The 21,146-nt window shown below is 44.6% G+C and carries 14 protein-coding genes and 1 tRNA gene; 9 read left to right on the forward strand and 6 right to left on the reverse strand.

Features of this window, described 5'->3' with window-relative positions; translation table 11 throughout:
- Positions 1-8: 8 nt before the first annotated feature.
- The 4 genes from ACSAZL_RS16530 to ACSAZL_RS16545 all read right to left on the reverse strand — a co-directional run bounded on the left by ACSAZL_RS16530 (position 9) and on the right by ACSAZL_RS16545 (position 4,325).
- Entirely contained in the window at positions 9-992 is a 984-nt protein-coding gene (locus tag ACSAZL_RS16530; RefSeq protein WP_440945694.1) for an ABC transporter permease, read from the reverse strand.
- 43 nt (positions 993-1,035) lie between these two features.
- Positions 1,036-1,896, reverse strand: a complete 861-nt coding sequence (locus ACSAZL_RS16535) for a class I SAM-dependent methyltransferase (protein ID WP_440945695.1) — start codon at positions 1,894-1,896, stop codon at positions 1,036-1,038.
- The gene (locus ACSAZL_RS16540) at positions 1,874-3,580 is read right to left on the reverse strand and encodes an ABC transporter substrate-binding protein (protein ID WP_440945696.1); all 1,707 of its coding nucleotides are present in this window, start codon (positions 3,578-3,580) and stop codon (positions 1,874-1,876) included. The genes ACSAZL_RS16535 and ACSAZL_RS16540 overlap by 23 nt, the downstream gene beginning before the upstream one ends.
- A gap of 635 nt (positions 3,581-4,215) precedes the next feature.
- A tRNA-Met gene (locus ACSAZL_RS16545) sits at positions 4,216-4,325 on the reverse strand.
- Positions 4,326-5,127: 802 nt separating this feature from the next.
- On the opposite strand from ACSAZL_RS16545, the gene ACSAZL_RS16550 reads away from it, so the two are divergent.
- The 4 genes from ACSAZL_RS16550 to ACSAZL_RS16565 all read left to right on the forward strand — a co-directional run bounded on the left by ACSAZL_RS16550 (position 5,128) and on the right by ACSAZL_RS16565 (position 9,367).
- A complete protein-coding gene (locus ACSAZL_RS16550) occupies positions 5,128-5,511 on the forward strand; it encodes a molybdopterin dinucleotide binding domain-containing protein (RefSeq protein ID WP_440945697.1) in 384 nt (127 codons plus the stop codon).
- Between the two features lie 72 nt (positions 5,512-5,583).
- On the forward strand, positions 5,584-6,888 hold the full coding sequence (locus ACSAZL_RS16555; protein WP_440945698.1) for a formylmethanofuran dehydrogenase subunit B: 1,305 nt from the start codon (positions 5,584-5,586) through the stop codon (positions 6,886-6,888).
- A gap of 1 nt (position 6,889) precedes the next feature.
- A complete protein-coding gene (locus ACSAZL_RS16560; protein ID WP_440945699.1) occupies positions 6,890-8,608 on the forward strand; it encodes a formylmethanofuran dehydrogenase subunit A in 1,719 nt (572 codons plus the stop codon).
- Entirely contained in the window at positions 8,609-9,367 is a 759-nt protein-coding gene (locus tag ACSAZL_RS16565) for a formylmethanofuran dehydrogenase subunit C (RefSeq protein ID WP_440945700.1), read from the forward strand.
- An 848-nt stretch (positions 9,368-10,215) separates the two neighbouring features.
- Here the strand turns inward: ACSAZL_RS16565 and ACSAZL_RS16570 are convergent.
- Together ACSAZL_RS16570 and ACSAZL_RS16575 are read right to left on the reverse strand one after the other, a co-directional pair.
- Entirely contained in the window at positions 10,216-10,797 is a 582-nt protein-coding gene (locus tag ACSAZL_RS16570) for a hypothetical protein (RefSeq protein ID WP_440945701.1), read from the reverse strand.
- 174 nt (positions 10,798-10,971) lie between these two features.
- The gene (locus ACSAZL_RS16575) at positions 10,972-12,966 is read right to left on the reverse strand and encodes an S-layer protein domain-containing protein (RefSeq protein WP_440945702.1); all 1,995 of its coding nucleotides are present in this window, start codon (positions 12,964-12,966) and stop codon (positions 10,972-10,974) included.
- A 1,060-nt stretch (positions 12,967-14,026) separates the two neighbouring features.
- Between ACSAZL_RS16575 and ACSAZL_RS16580 the strand changes: the two genes are divergently transcribed.
- From ACSAZL_RS16580 to ACSAZL_RS16600, 5 genes are all read left to right on the forward strand, one after another.
- The gene (locus ACSAZL_RS16580) at positions 14,027-14,602 is read left to right on the forward strand and encodes a hypothetical protein (RefSeq protein ID WP_440945703.1); all 576 of its coding nucleotides are present in this window, start codon (positions 14,027-14,029) and stop codon (positions 14,600-14,602) included.
- 561 nt (positions 14,603-15,163) lie between these two features.
- Positions 15,164-16,807: a tRNA uridine(34) 5-carboxymethylaminomethyl modification radical SAM/GNAT enzyme Elp3 gene (locus ACSAZL_RS16585; protein ID WP_440945704.1), complete on the forward strand. Its 1,644-nt coding sequence runs from the start codon at positions 15,164-15,166 to the stop codon at positions 16,805-16,807.
- A 1,462-nt stretch (positions 16,808-18,269) separates the two neighbouring features.
- Positions 18,270-18,665, forward strand: a complete 396-nt coding sequence (locus tag ACSAZL_RS16590) for a DUF1699 family protein (protein WP_440945705.1) — start codon at positions 18,270-18,272, stop codon at positions 18,663-18,665.
- 437 nt (positions 18,666-19,102) lie between these two features.
- On the forward strand, positions 19,103-19,645 hold the full coding sequence (locus ACSAZL_RS16595) for a hypothetical protein (protein WP_440945706.1): 543 nt from the start codon (positions 19,103-19,105) through the stop codon (positions 19,643-19,645).
- Positions 19,638-21,038 (forward strand): DHHA1 domain-containing protein, encoded by a 1,401-nt coding sequence (locus tag ACSAZL_RS16600; RefSeq protein ID WP_440945707.1) that lies wholly within the window; start codon positions 19,638-19,640, stop codon positions 21,036-21,038. Before ACSAZL_RS16595 ends, ACSAZL_RS16600 begins: the two co-directional genes overlap by 8 nt.
- The last annotated feature ends 108 nt before the right edge of the window (positions 21,039-21,146 follow it).

A 21,146-nucleotide genomic window follows, 5' to 3' on the forward strand; every position in this document is an offset into this window, starting at 1 on the left:
AACTCTCATTAAATCCCAACTCTCGGGTCAAGTTTCCCGTATATTTTGTCAACGAGCAGATTGCAGATAAGTATGGAAACTGCAATTACCAGGAGAATACCCTGGATAAGAGGATAATCCCGGCCGACTACAGCACTTCGGAGTGTCATCCCTATGCCGGGATAAGAAAAAACACTCTCAACAAGCACAACCCCACCCATCATTATGCCGATCATAAAACCTGTTCTTGTCACTACAGGAAGCAGGGCATTTCGGAGGGCATGCCGGATCCATACGGTTTTTTCCCCCAGCCCTTTGGCCCGGGCAGTCCGGATATAATCCTTGGTAGTCACTGTAATCAGGGTATTTCTGGTAAGCAGGTACACCCCGGTAAGCTGTGAAAGGGATAAGGTCACAATGGGCAGAAAGGCGTGGTACAGGATGTCCCAGGCCTGTTCTGCCGGGCCATTATAGTCCGCAAAGGGAGTAACAGCACCTGCGAGCGGGAAAAGCCTGAGATATACACTGAAAACCAGAAGGAGGATCAGGCCGAGCAGAAATGAGGGGATCTCCGCAAAGGCAATCATACCCGTCATCATAAGTCTGTCACTCCCTTTTTTCCGGTTCTTTGCCGAAAGGGTTCCGAGAACCACCCCGGAGATTGTACTGATTACCGTAGCACCCATGACAATCAACACAGTCCAGGGGAGGTGGAGAATTATCACATCCTTGACCGGCATTTTGTAATAAATGCTCCTGCCCAGATCGCCTGTCATCAGGTTTTTCATATATACCAGGAACTGTTCATGAAGCGGCCTGTCAAGTCCGTAATAGTTCAGGTAATAAAGCCGCTGCTCCTCGGTCATTACGATAATTTCTTCCCCTACCTCATCTGCGGAAGTGGTTGAGAACGGGTCTCCGGGCATCATCCTCGGAAGGAAAAAGTTTATGGCAAGAATTACAAAAAGGGTCGATAACAACCTGAAAATAAACGAATTCCTGTCCTTTACCATCCAATCATCTGCCCTTTACCACCGATCATCTACCCTTTCCAGATCATCTGCCGTTAACTTCCCAGACCATCATCCCGGTATATACATCCGACTCGGAACGGTAGATTCCATCCGGAGAGGCATTCTGATAATAATCCATTATTTTTTCCTTTGTTTCTTCATCAAAATCCCTGCCCCTTCCAATGAACCCCATTGCCTGTTCTGCCGCTTCTTTCCAGTTTGTTTCGTCCTTCCATTCGGAATTGTTGATCTTAAGGGAGGGACTGTAGCCTGAGAGGTAGAGATACATGAAGGGGTAAATTATGCCGTTCATGTTATTCTCGGATTTTTCCCCGAGTATCGAACTCCGGATATCACGATACGCCTTATCCTCAACTCTTCTAAGGAAGTTACTGTAATAACAGAGATTTTTTGAGCAGGCCATCATCATATTAAAGTTTTCAACATCCCTTATCCCGGGAGTCATGGAAGCAATTACAAGGTCGAATTTATTCCGGAATCCAAGCTCATCTATGTCTGCCGTCCACCAGGAGCATTCAATGACATCTACCGGAAGAGACTCTCTTTTTACGGCATCTTTTAGTCTGTTGAGCATTCCGGACGAGATATCAAGCGCAGTCACCTCTGCTCCAAGCCTGGAAAGAGGAAGAGAAAGGGTACCGGGTCCGCACCCGATATCCAGGACCCTGGAACCTTCCGGATTAAAACCGGCTTCTTCAAGAAATTCAAGAATCTCATCGGTCCGCTTCTTTCTTTTGTCTTTTTCAATGTTATTGGCATAGTTCTCAGAACGTTTGTTCCAGAAATCTGCCATCCTGCCCTCATCATGGATCAGCCCGTCACCCACAGCTTTTTTCCAGCAATCGATCAGGTTATTAATATCATCTTTTTTCTGCAATTCCATCCCTCTCAAGGTACGAAAGAATACTGTGTGTTCTTGCATGGTGGTCATACATGTTCATCCAGCCGTCATATTTTGAAATGCGCCATACATCATACGATGTAGTATAATAGAGCGGAATTGCGGGCACATCATTTGCAAGCACGGTCTGCATGTCGTATACTATTTCTTTCCGTTTATCATCGTCCAGTTCCTGCAATTCCTGAGAACCGAGAGCATTCAGGGTGTCATTGTGGTAACCGAATGCTTCCGCACCTGACGAAACGCTTCCTGCCTCTGTTGTATCACAGTACCTCGTACGGAGATAATCGGCATCTTTTCCCCAGCCGCCAAAGCCGTTGATCATAAGTTCAAAGTCTCCGTTCTTCAGGTTGGTATCACGGGACTTGCTCTCCAGGGCTTTTACCTGAACGTCAACCCCCACTTCACTCAGCCTCTCTTTTATGAGTTCCCCTATACGGACCTCACCACTGCTAAGGGACAATACATATGACAGTTTTTCCCCGTTTTTATCACGTATTCCGTCCCCATCCGTATCAGTCCATCCGGCCTCTTCAAGCAATGCTCCGGCTGTATCCGGATCATAGCTGTATTCCGGCTGGTCAGGATTATACCAGATGTGATCTTCCGGGAGTATGCCCATTTCACCGGGTTTTCCTGCCCCTCTTGCGATCTTTTCCACCAGTTCCTCACGGTCGATGGCATAAGCAAAGGCCTGCCTTATTCTGCTGTCATTAAGCTCCGGACATTCTTTCATGTTGAAGTAGAACTGATAACCCCAGAAAGCCGGCTGCTGGACTATTCTTATATCAGGGTCTGATGTGAACCGGTCAAGAATGTCAGGGGATATGCTTGTGAAATCTATTTGCCCCTGTTCGAAAGCTATTAACGAATCGCTGACCGGAATAAATTCAACGGTTTTAACTGCAGTCTCCGGTCCCCAGAAATCTTCGTTTGTTATAAAGCGGTATGTTCCGTGTTCTTTATTGTATTCGCCAAGAAGGAACGGGCCAGTACCGGTGACTGCCTCAGGATCAAGGAAACTGAAAGGATCCGAGATATTTTCATATATATGCTCAGGTATGATCTTAAAACTCGTAAGCTTGTAAAGGAATGTTGAAACCGGCTGCTTCAATACGAATTTGACAGTGTTTGAGTCCACAACCTGAACGTTATCTATAACCCCTGACTCAATTCCACCTGAGATAGGTACATTTTCCTGCTCATAATCGAAAGTAAATTTGACATCATTTGCCGTGAGAGGTTCCCCATCGCTCCAGGTGACGCCCTGGCGGAGATGAAATGTGTATTCCGTTCCATCTTCACTGACTTCCCAGCTTTCACCCAACCAGGGAATTATACCGACTTCGTCTCTTTCTAACAGACTGTCAAAGATCATTCCAACCTTTGATGAGCCAGGACCCCTCGGATATATCGTAAACGGCTGGGGATAGCCATAATCCCCACCGCCAAGATAAGCAACGTCCGCATGCTGTGATCCTTCAGCAGTATTCTCAGTCAGTGTCTCCTCAGCCAGTGTCTCCTCAGCCAGTGCTTCTTCAGCCAGCGCCCCCTTAGCCGATGTCTCTTCAGCCTGAGCACTGTCCTGACCAATGCAGCCCGCTGTCATTAAGATCAGGGCTGTCAGGAAAACAGAAAATAATACAAATAACTTTTTTTTCTCCATTACAAAACACCCTTTTTTGTAAATTACCCTACTAATCACCTGATAATCTGAATAAAAGATATTAACAACAAACATTTGTAGCACATAAAAATATAAAAGTATTACTAAATTCTCCTTAACTATACATAATCTCGAATTAAATTTTAAAACCAGATATAATTTAATAATCTTTTCTTAAAAATTTGATTTCCAGTCCTATTTTGTACTTCTGTCAGCGCCAGTAGTGGATATGCTGAAACTCAAAAAAGGTCACTCCAATTCGGTTAGAGCAGTTTCCGTCACATCTGGTGAAAATCAGAAGGAAGTGAGCACCAGAGATTTTGGTTTTTGAGGTCGTACCCCCTCAGTTTTGATGTTGTACCCTCGATTGCCTTGCCGGCTTAATCTGTTTTTTGCGCTTACCTCCGGTAAAGAAAAAACAAGAAAGCGCGGAAAATGGGATGTAAAGAGCAAGTATCCAAGTAACCTGAAAAATCAACTTATTATAAATCAACTTATTATAAATCAACTTATTATTCTACATTACCTAGATAGACAATAAAACTGCCGAGATACAGTATGGGGAAATGATAACAAATTATCCCGCAAACCAAAGAAACATGAAAACAGAATGAAAAGTATCTTAAAAAATAAGGTGCCCGGAGCGTGACTCGAACACGCGACCTCCAGATATCTCAGGAGATTAAAGACGCCTCATATAAAGTCCCTATGAGTCTGGCGCCCCAACCGACTAGGCTATCCGGGCTTGCAACACACAAATGTATTAACATATATTAAAGGGTAACGATCGGAAAAGGGGGGACAGGGCTTTTTTCATAATTTGAGCATGAGGAAGTTACCATGAAAACCATAAGCCTGCGAATCTCTCCGCTTTTTTTCATAAAGGAAAATATGAGCTGAAGTTTGTGTCTTTTTTGCTAATTTAATCGATAACTGCCCCCCAGACCTATAATTTGTTGCTCCGGAATGCGGCAGGAAAATAAAACAGACGGAACAGCAGAATTTTGGAAATGGAAAGGGTAACAGTAAGCACGTTATGTCGAACGTAACATAATATGGTAATATATAATAAAAGGGATTATTGGGGTATGGTTAGCATAATAGATAAATATATAATTTAGAAGATATAATATTTGTATTTCAAATGGATTTTTAAAAACGAAGGAAACCCCGGAAAGTCGCCCATGAAGGGGTCCTATCAATCAGGCATGACTATGGAAATGCCACAGATTTATTGAATCTGTATAAATATATATAAAGTATATAATTATAACGAAAATTTGATATAAACATCGGATGGGAAGGTCAGGCCTTAGACCCATATAAAACAGTAAAGTCACCGAAACTACGGGGACTGAAAGCCGGACCTTTCGGATGTTTACTCCCAAAAGAAGAAACTCGGCTACGAATCTGGCCTTAGATTCCATTTAAACGTTATCAACGGACTTCTGAACCTGTTTAATCTGATCAATTAACACTAAAAGATCCAACCAAGATGACGATTCAGCTTATAGAGACTTTAGTATAACCCCAGATGAGGAATTTCCATGAAAATAAAAGCAAATCTCATATCCGGAAGGACCGCCGACCAGGGCGCACATCTGGAAGCAAAGACACATAAAGGCTACTTTGATGCCTGTGCTTACTGCGAGCTGAACTCTGCTGACCTCGAGAGACTCGGCGTCTCGGAAGGCAACAGCCTGAAAGTTACCACCGAATTTGGGGAAGTGGTGGTATTTGCAAAGGCAAACGACGGAAACCCTGACGGTCTTGCCTTTATTCCTATGGGCCCCTGGGCAAACGCAGTACTGGACCCTGACACCCACGGCTGCGGAATGCCCGGATTCAAAGGCGTCCCTGCAGAGATCGAAGCCACGGAAGAAAAACCCCTGGATATGAAGTCCCTTATGAAAAAGTACAGGGAAGAGTGAACAGCCCTGTGGGAAGCAAAAAATCACATTTTCATCAGGTCCGGAAGAACTGAATAATTCGGAGGAAAAAATATGCCAGTAATTAAAGACGCAGTATGTTCCCTCTGCGGGTCCCTCTGCGACGATATCACGGTCACCGTTGAAAACAACAAAATAACAAAAATAGAAAACGCTTGCATCCTCGGGCACAGCAAGTTTGTCGGTATGTTCGAACACGACAGAATAGAGACCCCGATGATCAGAAAAGGCGGAGAACTTGTCCCTGTCTCCTACGAAGAGGCGATCGAAGCTGCCGCAAAAATTCTCGTAAATTCCAGGAGGACCCTTTCCTACGGCTGGTGCTCCACCTCCTGTGAAGCCGTAAGCGGAGCGATTCAGCTTGCCGAAGAAACAGGTTCGGTAATAGATTCTACAGCAAACGTCTGCCATGGGCCGACAGCCCTTGCTGCCCAGGAAAAGGGGTCACCTTCAGCCACCCTCGGAGAGATAAAGAACCGGGCAGATGTAATCATTTTCTGGGGCTGCAACCCTGTGCATGCCCACCCCAGGCACATGGTCCGTTACTCAAGCTTTTCAAAAGGCCTCTTTACGGAGAAAGGGCGGAAAGGCAGGACAATGATAGTTGTTGATGTCAGGAAAACTGACACTGCAAAATTGGCTGATAAATACGTAGAGATTGACCAGGGATCGGACTTTCTCCTCGTTACCGCCCTTCGTTCAATCATAAACGGGCACGAAGACGTTATTCCGGAGACGGTTGCAGGTATTCCAAAGGCTGAAGTCCTTGAACTTGCAGAGACCCTGAAGAATGCAAAGTTTGTCTGTATTTTCTTCGGAATGGGAGTCACCCAATCCCGTTCCAAATACAAGAACGGAGACGCTATGTCTTCTCTGATTTCAGATCTTAACCAGCACACAAAAGCCGTGATGATCGGGATGCGCGGGCACTATAACGTTACCGGTTTCGGACAGGTAGCTACCTGGGAAACCGGTTTCCCGATGGCAATCGACTTTGCCAGAGGCTATCCATACTACAACCCCGGAGAAACCGGAGCAAACGACCTGCTTGTGCGCGAGGAACCGGATGCTGCAATTATAGCTGCAGCTGATGCAGGAGCCCACTTCCCGCAAAAAGCAGTCAGGCACCTTGCAAGGATTCCTGTAATCCAGATCGACCCGTATGCCAACCCGACAACCGAAATTGCAGACGTGGTAATCCCATCGGCAATCGTAGGAATCGAAGCAGAAGGTACGGCTTATCGTATGGATGCAATCTCCCTCCGCATGAAGAAACTGATTGATACCAGATTCAAGACCGACGAAGAAATCGTAAAAGACCTGACTGCAAAGGTAAGGGAACTGAAAAGAGGTGCATAAGATGTCGGAAATTCTGATTAAAAACGCCAGCGTCTGTGATCCGGCACAGGGCATTAACTGCGAAACCATGGATATTTGTATCAGAGACGGAAAGATCGTGGACAGCGTTTCCGGAAATGCGAAGGTCATCGATGCAAAAGGCAAGCTTACCATGGCAGGGGGTTTTGACGGGCACACCCACAGTGCAGGTAAAATTAACGTGGGCCGCTTCATGAACCCAAACGATGCAAGGAGAACCCCTGTACCCGGACTGTCAGGGCAGGTCGCACGCACCGAGAAGACGAGAGCGCAGGTAGGATACAACACTCCCAACACTTACGCAATCGGATACAGATACGCAAAACTCGGATACACAACTATCTGTGAAGCTGCAATCCCCCTGCTCGCCGCAAGGCACACCCATGAAGAATTCAAGGAAATCCCCATTCTCGACAAAATGGGACTGTCTCTCTTCGGAAGCAACTGGCAGGTTATGGAGTATATCCGGGACAAGGAACCTGAAAAACTTGCAGCTTATATTGCCTGGGGTCTGAAAGCTTCAAGAGGCTACGGAGTAAAGATTGTAAACCCCGGAGGCGGAGAAGCCTGGGGCTGGGGAAGGAACGTAAGCGGCCTTTATGACCCTGTCCCCAACTTCGATGTAACTCCTGCCGAGATACTGATGGGGCTCGCAGAAGCTAATGAGCGCCTGCAGCTTCCGCACTCCGTACACGTGCACTGTAATAATCTCGGAAAGCCGGGTAACTATGCAACCACCATAGAGACCATGAAGCTCTTTGAGAAAGTTAAGCCTAGCCGGGACAGGCAGGCTCTCCACGTGACTCACGTACAGTTCAATGCCTACGCAGGAACTTCCTGGAGAGACTTTGAGACCGGAGCTCCGATGGTTGCAGACTATGTAAACGGAACAGATCACCTGACTTTCGATCTTGGACAGGTAATCTTTGGCCCTGCAGTGACCATGACTGCAGACGGCCCTGTGGAATACGCAAATGCAAGAATGCTGCACGAGAAATGGAGCAACCAGGACATCGAACTGGAAGATGCGTCCGGAGTCGTTCCTCTGTTCTATTCCCCAAAAAGCTTCGTAAATGCAGTTCAGTGGGCAATAGGGCTTGAACTCGCCCTGCTCGTAAAGGACCCCTGGAAGGTCATGTTCACAACTGACAGCCCTAACGGTGGCTCCTTTGTTAACTACCCTGAAGCCTTTACCTATCTTATGAGCGCAAAGAGGAGAGCAGAGGTTATCTCAGGCTTTTCCAAGATGGCTCTTGACAGGATGGTGCTGCCCGGGATCGATAGGGAACTGGACTTCTACGAGCTTGCTATCATGACAAGGAGCACCCAGTCAAAGATGTACAGCAGGCCTGAGAAAGGAAACCTGAAAGCTGGCTCGGATGCAGACATTGCAATCTATGACCTCCTGCCCGACCAGGTTGACCCCTCGACAGAGTACGTAAAGGTTAAGGAAGCTTTCTCAGGTGCGGCATATACTCTGAAAGGCGGAGAAATCGTTGTAAAAGACGGAGAAATCGAAGAAACCCCGAAAGGAAAGACTTACTGGGTGAACGCGAAAGTTCCGGAAAGCATTGATGCTGCGATGCAGAAAGATATCGACCGCAAATTCAGGAAGTACTACACCGTGAGCAAAGCCAATTACATGGTTGAGGACTCGTACCTCCAGAAGCCTGTTGAAATCGACACGGAGGGGGTGTTCTAAATGCAGGTCGTAAAACTTGCCCTCAAAAAAGCAAATAAAATCCCCATCGAAGCCGATAACATAAATCCTGACAACTTTGCCGGCAAGCCCGCAGAAGAGATAAAGGCGATCCCTGTCTGGTACGGAAACGGACAGTTCCCTCTCGGAGATTTCTTCAATGTAGAGGTAGAGGGTAACGACTCCGTAGAAAACACAAAGATTGTTTTCGATGGCGATGTCTCCAGGGTAAAACGCATAGGGCAGAACATGAGCGCAGGAGAGATCGAGATCAACGGCAACGTGGACATGCACTGCGGCTTTGGCATGACGGGCGGAAAAGTCGTAATCAATGGCAATGCTGACAGCTGGCTAGGCTGCGAGATGTCAGGCGGGGAAATTATTCTCAACGGAAACGCTTCCTATTATGTCGGAGCAGGTTACCGCGGAGAGGCCTGCGGGATGCGCGGAGGAAAGATTACCGTCAACGGCAATACGAAGGACTACCTTGGCGAACACATGTGCGGAGGAGAGATCCACGTAAAAGGTGATGTAGGGCTCCTTCCCGCAATCTCGAACAACGGCGGAAAAATAGTCATCGAAGGCGATGCAACCATGCCTGCAAGCGAAATGAAGAACGGCACCGTCATAATCAACGGTGAGGTGTCCGACCTGCTCCCCTCCTACAAAGAAGAAGGGACAGAAGAAGTCGAAGGCGTTACATACCGCAAGTTCGTAGGCGATGTTAACGTCGGCGGAAAAGGCGTTTTGCTTATAAAGTGAACTATTTGAAGTACTTGAAATAAATGTATGGCGGATAAAATCGAATTAAACAGAGACTCCAAAGAGTTTCTTTCTTATCCGTTTTACTGCCCTTTTTTTACATTTCGGTTCTTCATAACCTCCTATTTATTTGCCTATTTTCCCGATGCTCACCGGAGTTGTTCTTCCCGAGTTTCGCTGCCCGAATTGCGCCTTGGCAGAGTTGCGGTTCTGCAGTGCGCTGTCCGTTTCGCTTCGCTCAAGAGGATTACTTGATAGTCTGAGCAATGAACTGAGCCAAGCGGACTAAATTAAGGGTATCGCTGGCCAGTTCAACTTTATTCGCTATATTAATCGTTCTTGTCCCGCTCGACGCAGGAGAGCGGTCGTCTCAAAAAGACGGAAAAGAAGAAGAAGAAGAAGAAGAAGAAGAAGAAGAAGAAAGAGACAGAAGGAGATTAAGAGTTTCTGAGAACGCTTGTTGGTCTAGATAATTCAAAGGTTAAAGGGAAGAAATTCCGATCTCATTTCTCTTTAAATCTGTATTTCTTTTTTGGGAAGAACCACCAGCTAGGCTGGCGGAGGCGCTTATGTTTAACTGTGAACTAAAATAAGGTTCCAGGGTCAAGGGGAGTATTCTTCGGATACGGAAAAGTTCTGATTTCAGTTTCTTCCGGTTGACAGTACGAATTCAAGTATTACTTTTTTCTCTCACGGCGGGCTAGGCAGGTTCAGCCCTGTAAGTAGTAGAACAGGAAAACAGAAAATTTCAACTTTGAAGATTCAGAGTATCAACCGATTTATCCGGAGACGCGGACTTTAAAAAGTAAATAAAAAAGTTGAAAAGTATCAACTTTACTGAAAAGGAATTAGTATCCGGTTGCTTCTGCCAGCTGCCTGATGGAAGCTTCTTCAGCAGTGTTTCCGAAGACTACTATCACATAGTTTTCATTGCTCCAGATGTAGGTATATCTGGGAACGGTTTTTCCTCCGGATGTCATGTAGTCGGTGATTATCACGGCAGAGTGCCCGTTAAAAGAAACATCCGTAAAACGGGAACCATTACTAAGTGGAGGGAAAGAAGCTTTGTATGCATCGATGAAATTGTTTGCAGCGTCTTCATCTTCAAGTTCGATAACATCTACATAATAATTAGTTTCATTAGAGTCTTTGTAGATCCCTTCGGAGACGTTAAGGACCCCGGAGACATTTTCAGCGTTGTAGTCACTTTTAATTTCATCTGTGGAGAGCAGAACGGTATCAACGTACTCAAAGCCTGCAGGAAGGGTTTCAAGTGTGCTTATTCCGGCTACATCTTCCTCAGAAATTGCATTTGTTTCCGGAGTGGCCGAGTCTGTCCCGTTAACTGCAGGGGAATTGTTGTCCACGCAGCCTGAAAACGCGATCATCAAAACCGCAAACACAGATATTAAAGCTATACTTTTTTTCATGGTATTTCACCTTGATCTGTAAAACCCTGAAAAACCAGACGGTTTAAAGAATCAGGATTTCAGAATAAAGAATCGCCAGAACTAAGAAATCTGCAAATAAAAAGTTATCTGCAAAAAGAAACCAAAAAAGAATTTAAAAGAGAGAAGGGTAGGAAAACCCTTCACTCAGAAAATTTAGTTGTTCCTCCTGACGAGGTAGACTACTGCAAGGAGTCCGACAAGGCCAAAGACGAATCCAAAGCCAGGTGAGGGTTCTTCCTCAGTTTCAGTTTCTCCTCCCTCGGTTGGGGTTTCTTCTCCTTCGGTTTCAGTAACTTCCTCGGTTGGAGTTGCCTCTTCACCTTCGGTTTCAGTAACTTCCTCGGTTGGGGTTTCTTCAGGAGTCTCTGCTTCGCCTTCTTCTTCACCGATGGTCTTCTCAACGTATGGGTAGTACCTGAGTTCGGAAGATGGGGTGTCAGCAATCATGAAGTACATGCCTTCGCCGATTTCCTCTTCGGAGTCCCTGGTCAGAGTGAAGGTGTCTTCATTCTTGATAGTAAGGGTGTCACCGTCGATGGATACATCGTCAAGGTTACCGAATTCGTCGTCAGACTCAATGGTCATTGCGTTTGCGTAATCAATGAGCCAGAGACCTTCGATCTGGGCGATGCTGTCGACTGCGCCCTGGAAGACCTGGTTGACATGGACTCTGAGGACAACAACATCGTCTTCGTCCTCGATGTCATCGAGTTCGACTTCCCAGGTGTTGGCACCGGTACCGACTGAGATGATTTCGTCGTCTACGAATTCTCCGTCCTTGGTGAATTCGAGCCAGACTTTCTCACCGTCAACATCGACCTGCTTGGCTTCGATAGCATAGCCTTCGCCGAGGTCAAGGAGTTCGCCGGTTCTGATGGTGTACTTGTCATCGCTGTCAAGGATGAGCTTTGCGAGCTTGTCTGCCTTGTCAGGGTTGAGTGGGATGTACTCTTCTGCAAAGAAGCCGATAACAGGGTACTGTCCCCAGTCTGCATCTTCGTTGTAGTACTCGTAGTCAACGTTTGCGATGGTGGTGGTGTAAACGAGACCGCCTTCAGGAATCACGTTTCCGTTAAGGTCGGAGACTGTGAGCTTTTCAGTGGAGATGTCGTCGTCGATGTCATAGTAGAAACCTGCGAAGCTGGTTGCATCCCATTCCTGGTCACCGAAGCCGGAAGCGACCCTTCCTCTGATTTCGTAGGTGCCGGGGTCTGTGATTTCCTTCATTGCATAGAACCTGAGCATACTGGAGGGGGTGTCAGCTGTGGTAAAGAAGATGCCTTCAGCGACTTCTTCGTCGGAGTCCCTGGTGAGGGTAAAGGTGTCTTCATTGCTGATGGTAAGGGTGTCACCGTCGATTGAAACATCATCAAGCTCACCGAATTCGTCGTCAGACTCGATGGTCATTGCGTTTGCGTAGTCAATAAGCCAGAGACCTTCGATCTGGGCAATGCTGTCGACTGCGCCCTGGAAGACCTGGTTGACATGGACTCTGAGGACAATGACATCATCTTCGTCCTCGATGTCATCGAGTTCGACGTCCCAGGTGTTGTCACCGGTACCGACTGAGATGATTTCGTCATCTACGAATTCTCCGTCCTTGGTGAATTCGAGCCAGACTTTCTCACCGTCAACATCGACCTGCTTGGCTTCGATAGCATAGCCTTCGCCGAGGTCAAGGAGTTCGCCGGTTCTGATGGTGTACTTGTCATCGCTGTCAAGGATGAGCTTTGCGAGCTTGTCAGCCTTGTCAGGGTTGATCGGGATGTACTTCTCTGCGAAGAAGCCGATCAGGCTGTAGTTGTCCCATCCGGCATCCGCATTTTCATATTCGTATGCAACCTGCTGGATAGTTGTCTCGTAAACAATTCCACCTTCTCCAATGACATTGCCTTCAGTGCCTGCAACGTCTTTAATGGAAAGGGTTTCGGTTGTTACATTGTCGTCAATGTCGTAGTAGAATGCTGCAAAGTCAGTTGCATCCATTGTAAGGGTGGTACCGTCGCCATATGTATCAATAATGTCGTCGATATCAGAGCCATTGTACACTGGACCACGGATCTCAATTACGTCTACTGCACTTGCGGCGGAAGCAAATACAGTGAGAATCATGAGGGCAGCCAGTGATAATGCTGCAAATCTCTTCATTTTGTTGTTTCCTCCATGTTTGTTAAGATATATCGTATGTAAGAAGAAGTGTCGGGATCAAACACTTAAAGGGTTTCACCATTCTTCACCAAATCAGACATGTCCATTTCGTCTATTGCCGAAGAGGATTTCATTCCCTCCGTATCCCTCTAAATTGGATTACAAGTGTTCTATAAAATAATTGCATTATTAAATCTTTTGTGGTCTATTTCAGAGAAATTAGAGAGGAAAAGCGCAAAACAACGATACAAATGACGGTAAATGTCGAAAGAACCCGGGCAGAATATTCGTCAGAGGTTAACATAGAAGACAAAGTCGAAATACTTATAAAACACTATGGAAAAGGGATAATGTGTTTCTGGAAGAAGGGCTAAAGAATTTGAAACAATACTAATTCTAAAAACCAATTATGTAGAACCCCATTTATTTGAGGTTTGCTTATTTTAAGCTATTGAAGCGGGAAAAATTGTTCTACGCCTCGAGCATATCAGCCGGTTCTCAACTGCATAACAGAGCAGGGCTTTATTATTCCGACAACCGGAATACATCGCATATTATACATTGGCAGGCATTTTCCAGAAAGAAACGTGCCTGAATACCCCATAAACAGAGCTGTCTTTTACGTATGTCCTGTTGCTGAGCGCACCAGAAGACGGGAAAAAGACCGGTAAAGAAACCGGCCAGGGAAAGCCGGTAAATTTAGGGAATTAAGGGAAAGTAAGAATAAACTTTTGAAACAATTGAGTTATTTTTTACATAGACTTTCATTAATTTTACATAAATAAAAGTCAAAATTTATTATATTGCACGAACGACAGTATAATTATACAGCTATTATACAGCTATTATACAGCCTATTATACAGCCTATTAGAAATTGACGATATAATAAAAGAAATATAAAATAGGAAGAATATATAAAAGAAAAGAGTAGAGAAATAGCTTCAATAAAGGATGCCCTGAAGAGAGGGTACCCGGATTTCGGACAGGTAAACTATATAAGATCATATTTTATATGAACAACGCAACATAGGATTGAAAAACAACACGGGGTATCAGCTTTGGAATGCCAAGATATTATCCAGGATGTCCTCTGCAGGATTAAAGCCATCAAAGGCGTGGAAGATACGTACATTTTGAATGAAGAAGATAAGGAAAAGATATTTGAGCTCGAGAAAAAAGCCGAAGGTGCCGTCCTGATGGGCATGGGAATCGGAGACAATCAGGGGATCAAGGAAGTTCTCAAGCGGGAGATAATCATAGCCTTTACAACCAACATGGACTATGTCTGGCCTGAAGGACCGAATGTGGTTCTCATGCAGTACGGGGAAAAAGTAGGCGAGGATATCTATGACCCCGAAAAACTCGAAGAGTGCAAAAAGTGTAAAGATATGATGGTGATGGGAAATTTTGTAATTTACAGAAGTGCAGTACCGAAGCCAAAGGAGGCAGGGAAGGAACCTATCACCGTTGTCCTCCCTCCCCAAAAATGTAAGGACTTAGAGTGCGTGGGTAGCATAAACAACATTGTGCTCGCATCTCCTTCCACGCCTTCGGATGAATACATAAGGTCTGTCATGGGCCTCAAGCCAGCAGTGGGTCAGGGAACTTTTATCATAGGATTCGATTTCTGCTGATCAAAGCCAGACAAACGAAATTGCTAACCCTTCCGGATACCTGAGAAATATATCCGTGAAAACAACAGCCATGACGCAGGTCAATTGATTCTCTCTTCAGATCAATTGACTATATTATACTAATTGACTATATTACACTATAACTGCTACTATTATTGAGGCTCATTGTTTACTATAATTGAGACTCCATTCAGAGCAGTTGATAATCAGGTACCATAATTGAGACTCTATTCAGAGAAGTCAATTACAGAGATCTTATGAAAGTCAATTATAGAAATCTTATGATACACTCACCTATACAATATTAAAAGGATTGAACGGTCATCCGTACGAAAAGAAAAATAAAATTATCTTTTTTAAAATGCAGTAGCAGGTTTACACACAGGTTTACACACAGGTTTAAGCAGAGCGAGCTTATCGAAAGCGGCAAAACCGGGAACTCAAAATACACGGACCCGAAAGTCCCACAACTAAATTATCAGTCCCAAAAGAACCTTTCAGGTAAAACTGCTATCGGAAAGAAAGAGCCGGGAAAAATACCCGGAATAGACGGAATTTGAAATGAAGGAAGCTGATTATAACAGGGCCTGCAGGAGTGTCCTTGAAAAGGTACTTGCCGGTGAAATAAAAGACGAAGACCAGTTGAACAAAGTAAAAAAAGACGTAAGTAAACTACATCGTCTTGCCAGCCTGCCCAGAAACGGAGATATCATTATGCAGGGTACGCCCGGGGAGCAGGCGGTAATAAAAGAATTCCTCAGGCGAAAACCCGTAAGGACAATTTCCGGAGTTGCGGTAATTGCCGTAATGACATCCCCTGCCCCATGCCCTCACGGCGTTTGCCTGCCCTGCCCCGGCGGCCCCAATTCAGCGTTTAAATCCCCTCAGAGCTATATGGGAAGAGAACCTGCAGCGATGAGAGCAATTCAACACGAGTTTGACCCTTACACCCAGGTCCAGTCCAGGCTATCTCAGTTAAAGGAGATAGGCCACGATGTGGAGAAGGTGGAGCTGATAGTCATGGGAGGCACATTTTCAGCCCGCAGCCTCGACTATCAGGAGTGGTTCAGCAAACGCTGTCTTGAGGCAATGAACGATTTCACAGGCACCGAATGGAGGGAAAACGCCTGGCAGATCGGCAAAGCCTCCCCTTACATCCCGCTTGAAGAGGTCCAGAAAGCTAACGAAGTAGCTGATATCCGGAACGTGGGCATAACATTTGAGACCCGTCCCGACTGGGCAGCAGAAGAACATGTGGACGAGTTCCTCAGGCTTGGGGGGACAAAGGTTGAGCTTGGGGTCCAGAGTGTTTATGATTTTATCCTGACCCGGATGCAGAGAGGACACGGAGTTGCAGAAATAGTCAGAGCTAACCGGGTTTTAAGAGACAGCGCTTTTAAGGTAGGCTTCCATATGATGCCCCACCTTCCGGGAGCGGATTCCGAACTCGACTTGAGAGGGTTTAAAAAACTCTTTGAAGATCCGCGTTTCAGGCCGGATTACCTCAAAATTTATCCGACCCTTGTGACCGAAGGCACAGCACTGTACAGGATGTGGGAAGCCGGAGAATATCAGGCCCTTTCCGATGAAGAGGCTGCAGAGCTTGTTGCAGACATAAAAGCCGTCCTGCCCAAATGGGTAAGACTCCAGCGCATCCAGCGGGATATTCCCGCCCACCAGATCTTTGCAGGCGTCAGGAAGAGTAACCTCAGGCAGCTTGCAGAGGAAAAACTCCGGGAAAAAGGAGGTAAATGCCGCTGTATACGCTGCAGGGAAGTAGGACATAACAGCCTGAAAGGAAGAAGGATAAACGAAAAAGATATCGAACTTACTATGGAAACCTACGAAGCCTGCAACGGTACAGAACATTTCATTGCTTTTGAGGATATTTCGGCAGATGTCCTTATAGGTTTTACCCGGTTGCGTTTCCCGGCAGCCCCCCACCGCCAGGAACTGCAGGACTCCGCCCTGATAAGAGAACTGCATGTTTACGGCTCCATGGTTCCTGTCGGAAAAGGGGCAAAACAAAAGGAATGGCAGCACCGGGGCTATGGGAAAGAACTTATTGAGCACGCGGAAATGATCGCATCCGAAGCCGGCTACGGGAAACTTGCAATAATCAGTGGAATCGGGGCCAGAGAATACTACCGAAAACTCGGGTATACTCTCGACGGAGTTTATATGGCAAAGACCCTGAAGGGCTGAAAAATAGCCCTCTTTTTCCCTTTATGCCGTAAACAAATTTTATACATTAAACTGAATACAATGCTTTTAAACTGAGTTTTCCAACCCTGGACTTAACACAACAACTTTTTTTAACTCTCATTACAATAACTTTTTTTCGACTCTCTTTTATTTTCCAATTTACCTGAAACTGACTCCTGCAAAAACTCAGATTACGGAAAATTTTCCCCCTACAGTTTAGTTCAGATTTAAGGAAGAGGCTTAAACAGTAGATGAAATATATAAATTTTGATTGTATATAAGGTACCAATAAATTGTATTAATATAAAAATATAGTAGTATTATTGGACAGACAAAGTTTAGAGAGATTTGCTTGTGGGAGTCAAACATTCTAGGAAGATAACTACAGTCTCAATAATCAGGTCAATAGAGAGAAATAAGAAATCAATAAAAGGAGAGCAACAAAATTGAATATCATAACTTTTTCTTTATACCACCACATATATATTAAAGATATAAGATCTATCAAATATAATTAATGTAAAAATATAAATAGTACTGTGTAAATAAAGTAAGTCAACTGAATAATAATATTGAAGCAGAAGTCAAAATATATACGTTAGTCAGATTGAATAACCAAAGACGGTAGAACACATTTTGAATAATTGTTGTTTATCCGTCGAGGGGAAAATAATTATTGGGGTCCTAAAAAAAGTTAGAAACATAATAGAAATGGGGAGTATTTTATCCGTGTTACCTGAAAGATAAGGAAAAAATAGAAAATAAAAAAGAACTATTTAACTAAAATCCCTGTCCGTAGCATCCGAATTAATGGATTTCACAGGGAAAAAATTTGCAGAAAAATGTTAAATAGTATGGTATATTAACGTATACCCACCTTCGCTAATTATGTAAAATACTTATACCCTTAGAATGAAATGTCAAATTTTGGTTCGGGAAAAAAATACTCTTCAAGATTCAGGTAAAGGGTGCTGACCATTTAAAGGTAAATCCGTAAAAGATGAATTTTAAATTCTGAGAACGAAAATCAGAATGCTCAAAATTAAGGCTATTAATAGATTTAGTTTCAGGAATAAATTTTTGATTAAAATAAAAGTAAAAAAACATTCATAAAAAAATAAATATTATGAGATCTTAACATAATAAAAAACGTAATATATCCGATTCAAAGCTCCATTCAGGTTTTGAATTTAAAAATAAAAACGAATAAAGAATTAAACCCGAAAAAAACCCTGAATCAGACATAAAAACCCTGAATTAAACTAAAAAAACCCGAATTAAATTCGAGTTAAAACTAGAAACCCGAAATTAAACCCTAATTAAAACTAAGGAACCCGAAATTAAACCCTAATTAAAACTAAGAAACCCGAAATTAAACCCTAATTAAACAAAGAAACCCAAAAGAACCCTGAATTAAACCCTAAAACAAACTCTAAAAAACCTGGAAAGAACGGTGATAAAAATGAAAATTAGAGTTGTAAGCTCAAAAGAAGAAATTGACACTTTAAAGCTCAATGAGGAAATTGTCCATCTCGCATTCAGACCGTCTAACAAGGACATTTTTAAACTCATTCTGAAGTGTCCGGAAGTAAAAGCGATCCACATCCCAAGCTCGTACAAGAGAACCATTTCCAGTTCTGCACAGATGTATCTTTCAATGCAGAACATTGCTTTACTTGAAGGCGATGTTTGGGGCCACAGAAAAGACATCAACGAATATTCCGAAGTTTCCCAGCATGTGTTTGACCGCATAAAGGAACTAAAGGAAGAAGGTCTTTCTGATGAAGACACTATAGAACGACTTGTAAGAGAGACAAGGCTCAGCCCGGACTTTGTGACCTTTATCATATCGAATTGAAATAAAACTCCAGATAAGCCGATCAGAATCCTGATCGGCATTTATTCTCCGGCAAAATTCCCTGCTTTACTTTTTTTAATTAGCCAGAGACATATCCTGAAGTAAGTCTCATATATTCCATAATTGATTCAGGAAAAATGTGTCCGAAATTAATGGATTTGGATTTTCCAGTTACCAGCAAGCTTTTAAAGGAAACTATCCTTCAGGTTAAAAATTACTTTTAGAAATAACAATCAGACGTATAACGATTAACTTACCCTAACGCCAATATTCCCGTCATAGATATTCGTTACCTTATTACCATCGGCATATACCATTTGTTGCATGTATGCATTATTCTTGCCATCTTTAGAGGAGTTTATAGATAACAGGGCATAGCCCTCACATTTCAAATAAAAAGATTAAATAAAATAGAGAAAAACAGGAGAAAAGATTTTATGACCGAGTTCGAACGCGTGCTTGTAAACTCATTTAACGCATACATTGAGGAAAACGGCATAAGAGCTATCTCCTATCGGCTTAAACAGCACAGGTTTACTTCCCAGTTCCTTGACGTGCTTGTAGATTCCCTGGACCCGGACCTGTACCTGGGGATCGAATGCAAGAGTATTTCTGTAGATAAAGGAGCAAACGCACTTTACTTTTCCCAGCATTTTACCGTAGACAAAAAAGGCGTCCATCAGATAGACAGGATTTCAGACTACCTGAACAGATCGGGAAGGAGGGGATTCCTTGCAGTGGAACTTCGCTTCGGGACAGGCCGCGATAGAGCAGCATATATGGTCCCCTGGGAAGAGCTGGAGAAGAGTTATCATGCAGAAAATCTTAAACTCACAGTACAGGAAATTCGAAATTTTCCGGAAATGAAAAGGGACGGAAAAGATTACATGATAAACCCGAAGGAATGGGAAAGAAAAAACCGCTGGGAAAAAAACAGTCAAACTGAGGCAGCAGAGAATCCCGGAGAGAGCAATGACTGAAATTATGGAAGCATTCAGAAAAGAAGCAGACAGGTGTGCAGAAGAGATAAAAAAGCACAGGTCAGTACACATCGTATCCCACATTGACGCGGACGGGCTGACCTCTGCAGGGATTATCTGCACAGCACTTGAGCGGGGAAATTTCGAATATACAGCGCGTTTTGTAAAGCAGCTCGATGAAAAAGCCCTTGACGCTATCGCGGATGAAAATCACGAATTTGTAGTTTTTACGGACCTCGGAAGCGGGATGTGCGAACAGATAAAATCCCGCGGGATCAATGCCGTCATCTCAGACCACCACCAGCCCCAGGGAACTATGGATCTTCACCTCAACCCGCACCTTTTTGGGGCAAACGGGTCTTACGAACTGAGCGGGTCAGGAACCACTTACCTTCTGGCTTCAGCCCTCGGAAAGAACAGAGACCTTTCCTCGCTTGCCATAGTAGGGGCTGTGGGGGATATGCAGCACCTGAAAATGGGGCAGCTCGTAGGAATTAACAGGCGAATTCTGGAAGAAGGGGTGCAAGGAGGGCACCTTGAGTTCAGAAAAGATCTAACCCTGTTCGGAAAACAGACTCGCCCGATTTACAAACTTCTTCAGTACTCTTCTGACCCTTACCTCCCCGGACTCACCGGAAATGAAGAGGCCTGCATAGAATTTCTTCATACCCTGAATATTCGTTACAGCCAGGATGAACGCTGGAGACGCTGGATAGACCTTGAGGTTTCGGAAAAACAGAAAATTGTCTCAGGCCTCATCCAGTATTGCCTTAAATCAGGAATCCCTTCATACCGGATCGAGCGCCTGATAGGCGAGGTGTACGTGCTTCTCAATGAAAGAGAAGGAACGGAAATGAGGGATGCATCGGAGTTTTCCACGCTCCTAAATGCTACTGCCCGGTACGACCATGCTGATATAGGGCTTGCAGTCTGCATGGGGGACAGGGAAAACGCCTATGAAGACGCCAGAAAACTGCTTGCCGAACACAGGCAGAACCTCGTTAACGGGCTTATGTACGTTAAAGAAAAAGGGGTAACTCAGCTCGAGAACATCCAGTACTTCGATGCAGGTTCGCAGATAAAGGAGACCATTGTAGGAATAATTGCAGGCATGAGTTCCACAATAGTTGAAAACCGAAATCTTCCGATTATCGCCTTTGCAAACACGGAAGGAGGAATTAAGGTCTCGGCAAGAGGGACACAGGACCTGATCCGCAGGGGAATAAACCTGTCTGAAGCAATGTCAACGGTCTCGGCCGAGGTCGGGGGAGCAGGCGGCGGACACGATATTGCCGCAGGAGCAACTATTCCTGTAAACATGAAGGAAGATTTTGCCCGAAAACTTGACCTTTTCATAGGAGAACAGCTTCGACGAAAAACAGGCTCAAGATGATTAAAGCCGCCCTCCGGAAAGAATTCCGAAAAGCCGGCTTCCTTGAAAAGCAAATTCAGAGCTCGCTGAAATAAGGGAAAGAGAGGCTGGAATAGAGGTCATAAACAG

Source organism: Methanosarcina mangrovi, assembly GCF_052057765.1.
Lineage (GTDB): Archaea > Halobacteriota > Methanosarcinia > Methanosarcinales > Methanosarcinaceae > Methanosarcina.

Bases quoted from the DNA above. Each gene is read 5' to 3' on its own strand.
- ACSAZL_RS16555 (WP_440945698.1), top strand. From the start codon at position 5,584: ATGCCAGTAATTAAAGACGCAGTATGTTCCCTCTGCGGGTCCCTCTGC.
- ACSAZL_RS16595 (WP_440945706.1), top strand. From the start codon at position 19,103: ATGACCGAGTTCGAACGCGTGCTTGTAAACTCATTTAACGCATACATT.
- ACSAZL_RS16570 (WP_440945701.1), bottom strand. From the start codon at position 10,797: ATGAAAAAAAGTATAGCTTTAATATCTGTGTTTGCGGTTTTGATGATC.
- ACSAZL_RS16550 (WP_440945697.1), top strand. From the start codon at position 5,128: ATGAAAATAAAAGCAAATCTCATATCCGGAAGGACCGCCGACCAGGGC.
- ACSAZL_RS16585 (WP_440945704.1), top strand. From the start codon at position 15,164: ATGAAGGAAGCTGATTATAACAGGGCCTGCAGGAGTGTCCTTGAAAAG.
- ACSAZL_RS16590 (WP_440945705.1), top strand. From the start codon at position 18,270: ATGAAAATTAGAGTTGTAAGCTCAAAAGAAGAAATTGACACTTTAAAG.
- ACSAZL_RS16560 (WP_440945699.1), top strand. From the start codon at position 6,890: ATGTCGGAAATTCTGATTAAAAACGCCAGCGTCTGTGATCCGGCACAG.
- ACSAZL_RS16565 (WP_440945700.1), top strand. From the start codon at position 8,609: ATGCAGGTCGTAAAACTTGCCCTCAAAAAAGCAAATAAAATCCCCATC.
- ACSAZL_RS16600 (WP_440945707.1), top strand. From the start codon at position 19,638: ATGACTGAAATTATGGAAGCATTCAGAAAAGAAGCAGACAGGTGTGCA.
- ACSAZL_RS16575 (WP_440945702.1), bottom strand. From the start codon at position 12,966: ATGAAGAGATTTGCAGCATTATCACTGGCTGCCCTCATGATTCTCACT.
- ACSAZL_RS16535 (WP_440945695.1), bottom strand. From the start codon at position 1,896: ATGGAATTGCAGAAAAAAGATGATATTAATAACCTGATCGATTGCTGG.
- ACSAZL_RS16530 (WP_440945694.1), bottom strand. From the start codon at position 992: ATGGTAAAGGACAGGAATTCGTTTATTTTCAGGTTGTTATCGACCCTT.
- ACSAZL_RS16540 (WP_440945696.1), bottom strand. From the start codon at position 3,580: ATGGAGAAAAAAAAGTTATTTGTATTATTTTCTGTTTTCCTGACAGCC.